This window comes from Ensifer sp. YR511 (assembly GCF_900103045.1).
Classification (GTDB): Bacteria; Pseudomonadota; Alphaproteobacteria; order Rhizobiales; family Rhizobiaceae; genus Ensifer; species Ensifer adhaerens.
The window spans coordinates 1-5741 of the sequence record NZ_FNGR01000073.1; the positions used below are offsets into that span (position 1 = coordinate 1).

General features: G+C 62.5%; 5 protein-coding genes. 4 read left to right on the top strand and 1 reads right to left on the bottom strand.

Annotated features, from left to right (window positions below; translation table 11 throughout):
* Nucleotides 1-648, bottom strand: a 648-nt coding sequence (locus tag BLU15_RS38560) for an acyl-CoA carboxylase subunit beta (protein ID WP_305765364.1), incomplete at its 3' end; no start/stop codon positions are given.
* A 157-nt stretch (nt 649-805) separates the two neighbouring features.
* Between BLU15_RS38560 and BLU15_RS38565 the strand changes: the two genes are divergently transcribed.
* From BLU15_RS38565 to mmsB, 4 genes are all read left to right on the top strand, one after another.
* The gene (locus BLU15_RS38565) at nt 806-2224 is read left to right on the top strand and encodes a helix-turn-helix domain-containing protein (protein WP_090302557.1); all 1419 of its coding nucleotides are present in this window, start codon (nt 806-808) and stop codon (nt 2222-2224) included.
* Nucleotides 2225-2341: 117 nt separating this feature from the next.
* The gene (locus BLU15_RS38570) at nt 2342-3484 is read left to right on the top strand and encodes an isobutyryl-CoA dehydrogenase (protein WP_029742745.1); all 1143 of its coding nucleotides are present in this window, start codon (nt 2342-2344) and stop codon (nt 3482-3484) included.
* 23 nt (nt 3485-3507) lie between these two features.
* Complete coding sequence (locus BLU15_RS38575) at nt 3508-4566, top strand: enoyl-CoA hydratase/isomerase family protein (protein WP_060583579.1); 1059 nt, start codon at nt 3508-3510, stop codon at nt 4564-4566.
* Nucleotides 4567-4624: 58 nt separating this feature from the next.
* Nucleotides 4625-5521 (top strand): 3-hydroxyisobutyrate dehydrogenase, encoded by an 897-nt coding sequence (gene mmsB / locus BLU15_RS38580; protein ID WP_034800108.1) that lies wholly within the window; start codon nt 4625-4627, stop codon nt 5519-5521.
* Nucleotides 5522-5741 lie beyond the last annotated feature (220 nt).

Here is a 5741-nt window from a genome sequence, read left to right on the forward strand (position 1 = left end):
CGTGCCCGCACCGCCGAGTTCTTCGGCCGTGACGATCTCGTTGGTCACGGTCTTTACGACGTCGGGCCCGGTCACGAACATGTAGGACGAGTCACGCACCATGAAGATGAAGTCGGTCATGGCCGGCGAATAGACGGCGCCGCCGGCGCAGGGCCCCATGATGACCGAAATCTGCGGGATGACGCCCGAGGCTTCGGCATTGCGGCGGAAGACCTCGGCATAGCCGGCAAGGGAAGCCACGCCTTCCTGGATGCGGGCGCCGCCCGAGTCGTTGAGGCCGATGACCGGCGCGCCGTTGCGTACAGCCATATCCATGATCTTGCAGATCTTCTGCGCATGCGTTTCCGACAGCGAACCGCCGAGCACCGTAAAGTCCTGGGAGAAGACATAGACCTGGCGGCCATTGATTGTGCCCCAGCCGGTGACGACGCCGTCGCCCGCGACCTTCTGGCCTTCCATGCCGAAGTCGACGCAGCGGTGCGTGACGTACATGTCGTATTCTTCGAAGGAGCCTTCATCGAGCAGCACCTCGATGCGTTCGCGCGCCGTCAGCTTGCCTTTGCCGTGCTGGGCGTCGATCCGCCGCTGGCCGCCGCCGGCTCTTGCTTCCGCCCTGCGGGCTTCGACCTGTTCTAATATGGCGCGCATGGTGCCCTCCCGATTTTTTGATGCCCGGCTTTTTCAACGATTGTGCAGAGGCGCTTCGAGCTTCGCAATAGCGTCGAAGACGGCATGGAAAAACGTCTCTTCATGTGCAAATGTGAAATAGAGTATTTTGTGAAACGTAAATTGCAAAGTTGCAAACATGGCGATCGGCAAGCTCTACATCGGCCGCAAGGTCAGGGAACTGCGGGAAGCGAACAAGGCGACGCAAGGTCAGTTCGCTGAACGCATCGGTATTTCCACCAGCTATCTCAACCAGATCGAAAACAACCAGCGGCCGGTTTCGGCGGCGGTGCTTTTGGCGCTCGCCGAAAAATTCCAGATCGACATCTCCGAGCTTTCGACCGGGGAGGGCGATCGCCTGCTTTCGGCGCTCTCCGAAGCGCTCAGCGACCCCCTGTTCGAGACCTATTCGGCGAGCCTGCAGGAGCTGAAGCTCGTTGCCCAGAACGCGCCAGGCCTGGCGCATGCACTGATCACCTGCCACCAGGCCTACCGCCGCAACAGCGAACAGCTTGCGAGCATCGACGACACCATCGGCCGCGGCGGCCCCTTCGTCGAAACGACGCCCTATGAGGAAGTGCGCGACTTCTTCCATTTCGTCGACAACTACATCCACGAGATTGATATACTCGCGGAGCGCCTGGCGAGCGAACTCGGGCTCGGCGAAGGCGACAATCATGCAGCGCTTGCAAGCTATCTGGAGCAGCGCCATGGCGTCCGTGTTGTGCGCGGTGCTGCCGGCGACGAGGCGATCCGTCGCTTCGATCCGCGTGCCCGTATCCTGACGCTCAATCCTTACGCGCCGCCAGCGACGCGCGACTTTCAGATCGCCCTGCAGATCGCCCAGCTTCATGCCCGCGAGGAGATCGACCGGGTGGCCGGCAGCGCCGGTTTCCGCACGGAAGAGGCCTATGAGATCTGTCGCATCGGCCTGCAGAACTATTTCGCCGGTGCGCTCATCTTGCCCTATCAGGCGTTCTCAAAGGCCGCCCGCGACTTGCGGCACGATATCGAGCTGCTCGCCGCCCGTTTCGGCGCGTCATTGGAGCAGATCTGTCACCGCCTTTCGACCTTGCAACGGCCGGGGCAGAAGGGCATTCCGATCTTCTTTGCCCGCATCGATCGCGCCGGCAACATCACCAAGCGCCATAGCGCCGCGAAGCTGCAATTCGCCCGCTTCGGTGCCGCCTGTCCGCTTTGGAACGTGCACCAGGCCTTCGAGACTCCGGGCAGAATCATCCGGCAACTCGCCGAAACGCCTGACGGCGTGCGCTACCTCTGTCTCGCCACCCAGATCACCAAGGGTGGCGGCGGTTTTCGCGCCGCGCAGCCGCGTTATGCGCTGGCACTCGGCTGCGAGATCTCCTACGCCGATGCTTTCGTCTATGCCGACGACATGGATCTCGGCAACCGCGCCGCCTTCGATCCGATCGGCATTTCCTGTCGCATCTGCGAGCGCACGAAATGCGCCAGCCGCGCCGTACCGCCATTGAAGCGTCGCCTGATTGTGGATCATGACTTACGCGGCGCTCTGCCGTATCGTCTAAGTGAGAACTGATTGGGCTTGTCTGTTCATTTTTGAACAGACCCTGTGAGAAGTTGCATATGGGCCTGCCGGAGGTTTGGTGTAACTAGGCCCTAATTGCTCGACTATGCGGTCAGGGAGGACATGCATATGGATTTTCGCCTGTCGGAGGAACAGGAGGCCATTCGTCAGATGGCGCTCGATTTCGCCCGCGACGAGATTGCCCCTCACGCGATCGACTGGGATCAGCAGAAGCATTTTCCGGTCGACACTTTGCGCGGCGCCGCCGCACTCGGCATGGCCGGCATCTACGTCCGTGACGATGTCGGCGGCACGGGCCTGACCCGGCTAGACGCTGCGATCATCATCGAGGCGTTGGCGACCGGCTGCCCCGCCGTCGCCTCCTTCATGTCGATCCACAATATGTGCGCCGGCATGATCGACCGTTATGGCACCGACGAGCAGCGCCAGCGGCTGCTGCCCAAGCTTTTGACTATGGACGTGCTCGCGAGCTACTGCCTGACCGAGCCCGGTTCCGGTTCGGATGCGGCGGCGCTGAAGACAAAGGCGGTCAAGGAAGGCGACAGCTATGTGCTGACCGGCCAGAAACAGTTCATCTCCGGCGCCGGTGAATCCGGCCTCTATGTGATCATGGCGCGCACCGGCGAAGACGGCCCCAAGGGGATCTCGACCTTCATCGTCGAGAAGGATGCGCCGGGCCTGACCTTCGGCGCCAACGAGAAGAAGATGGGCTGGCACGTGCAGCCGACCCGCGCCGTCATGCTCGACGGCGTGCGCGTACCCGCTGAAAATCGCCTCGGCGGCGAAGGCGACGGCTTCAAGATCGCCATGGGCGGGCTCGATGGCGGTCGCTTGAACATCGCCGCCGCGTCGCTCGGCGGTGCTCAATCGGCCTTCGAAAGGGCGCTGGCCTACGTTCAGGAGCGGCGCGCCTTTGGCAAGGCGATCGGCGAATTCCAGGCGCTACAGTTCCGTCTCGCCGACATGGCGACCGATCTCGAAATCGCCCGCACTTTCCTTTGGCGTGCCGCTTCGGCGCTCGATGCGGGCGACCCGGAAGCGACGAAGCTCTGCGCCATGGCCAAGCGCTTCGTCACCGACCGCTGCTTCGCCGTCGCCAACGACGCGCTGCAGCTTCATGGCGGCTATGGCTATCTCGCCGATTATGGCGTCGAGAAGATTGTCAGGGACCTTCGGGTGCACCAGATCCTGGAAGGCACCAACGAGATCATGCGCCTCATCGTGGCGCGTTCGCTTATCGGCCGGAAATAGGCCAGAAACGGGAAAGACCGCTCATGGAAATGCAGACGCCAGCACCGGAAGTGATCGTCGAGCGCCAGGGCGCGGTCGGCCGGATCCGGTTGAACCGCACGCGCGCGCTGAACAGCCTCAACGTGCCGATGATCCGGTTGATCGCGGCGGCCCTGACCGAATTCGAGAACGATCCGGCGGTCGCTGCCGTGCTTGTCACCGGCGAGGGCGAGCGCGGGCTTTGCGCCGGCGGCGATATCCGCATGATCTATGAAAGCGGCCGCGAGCGGCCGGAGGAGGGCGCCCAGTTCTGGCGCGAGGAGTTCGTCGTCAACAGCCGCATCTCCGGCTACCGCAAGCCCTATATCGCCATCATGGACGGCATCGTCATGGGCGGTGGCGTCGGAATCTCCGCCCACGGCAGCCATAGGATCGTTACCGAGCGCACCAGGCTTGCAATGCCCGAAACCGGCATCGGTTACTTCCCGGATGTCGGGGCCACCTGGCTTTTGCCGAAGGCGCCCGGTGAATTCGGCACCTATCTCGGTCTCACCGGCCGGGACATCGTTGCTGCCGACGCGATCCTTGCGCGGCTCGCGGACAGTTTTGTCGCTGCGGACAAGCTGGAAGCCTTGATCGCTGATCTCGCCGCACTTGCGCCGAGCGCGGGCAGCGCGGATGTCGACGGCGTGATTGCCAAGCATGCCTCGGAAGCTCCGGCAACGCCGCTTCAAGGCCATCTTGCCCTGATTGACCGTTGCTTTGCCTTCGATACGATCGAAGAGATCCTAGCGGCGCTCGAAGCCGATGGTTCCGATTTTGCCAGGGAGACGCTCGCGCTCTTGAACTCCCGTTCCGCGCTCAGCATGAAGCTGACGCTCGATCTCCTGCGCGCCGGCCGCCGCAGTGCTTCGCTGAACGAATGCCTTGAGCGCGAATACTCCGCGACGCTCGGCATGCTCGCCAATCCCGATTTCTACGAGGGCGTGCGTGCCGCTGTGATCGACAAGGACCGCAATCCGAAATGGTCGGTTGGACTTGCCGACGTGACGCCCGATAGGCTCGCGCGATTTGCGCGCAAAGATCACCCGCCACTGTTCTAGCGCCTGAGGATGGGGCGCAGTTCGGTTTTGGCCGAGTTTCAATGCGAGGAGGAATGACATGACGAAGATCGCCTTTATCGGGCTCGGCAATATGGGCGGTCCGATGGCCGCCAATCTGGTGAAGGCGGGACACGCGGTCACAGGCTTCGACCTGTCTGAGGCTTCGCGCAACGCCGCGGCCAAGACCGGCGTTTCCGTCGCCGGCTCGATAGCACATGCGGTGCGCGGTGCTGAATGCGTCATCACCATGCTGCCGGCCGGCGCCCATGTCCTCTACGTCTGGGATGAACTTCTCGGCTTCGTCGATCCGGGCACGCTCCTGATCGACAGTTCGACGATAGACGTCGATAGCGCCCGGAAAGCTCATATGCTCGCCGAAAAGATCGGCTGCCCCTCGCTCGACGCACCGGTTTCCGGTGGCACCGGTGGTGCTGCGGCTGGCACCTTGACCTTCATGGTCGGCGGCAGCGACGAGGCTTTTTCGCGCGGCAAGCCGCTGCTCGACGCCATGGGCAAGAAAATCGTCCATTGCGGAGGTGGGGGCGCCGGTCAGGCGGCGAAGATCTGCAACAACATGATCCTCGGCATTTCCATGGCCGGTGTCTGCGAAGCTTTCGTGCTGGCCGAGCGTCTCGGCCTGTCGCACCAGGCACTGTTTGACGTGGCTTCTACGTCGTCCGGCCAGTGCTGGTCGCTGACGACCTATTGCCCGGTGCCGGGGCCGGTTCCGACCTCGCCCGCCAACAACGAGTATAAGCCGGGCTTTGCCGCAAGTCTGATGCTGAAGGACCTGAAGCTGTCGCAGCAGGCCGCTTCCGCAGCCGGTGCGACGACGCCGATGGGTGCGCAGGCCGCGCAGCTCTATTCGATGTTCGAGAAACTCGGCCACGGCGGCGAGGATTTTTCGGCGCTGATCCGTCTGTTGCGCGGGAACGACGAGGCCAAGGCCGGTTAATTCATCCCGTGCCGATCGATTTCCGCCCGTTTAACCGGGCGGAAATTGGCTGCTGCTGTCTGTGGATAGAAATACCGTTTAATTTCAATAAGTTGTTAGATTTATGTCGGGCCCATGAAAATCCCTGTTGACGTCTGTGAGGATGGGGGTCTATAAGCCCGATCACTGACGAGGGCGGCGGCGCTGCTGGCGACGACGACCTTCGCTCTAGAGTTTCCTG

Coding starts and splice junctions, on each gene's coding strand:
- BLU15_RS38570 (WP_029742745.1), top strand. CDS start 2,342: ATGGATTTTCGCCTGTCGGAGGAACAGGAGGCCATTCGTCAGATGGCG.
- BLU15_RS38565 (WP_090302557.1), top strand. CDS start 806: ATGGCGATCGGCAAGCTCTACATCGGCCGCAAGGTCAGGGAACTGCGG.
- BLU15_RS38575 (WP_060583579.1), top strand. CDS start 3,508: ATGGAAATGCAGACGCCAGCACCGGAAGTGATCGTCGAGCGCCAGGGC.
- mmsB (WP_034800108.1), top strand. CDS start 4,625: ATGACGAAGATCGCCTTTATCGGGCTCGGCAATATGGGCGGTCCGATG.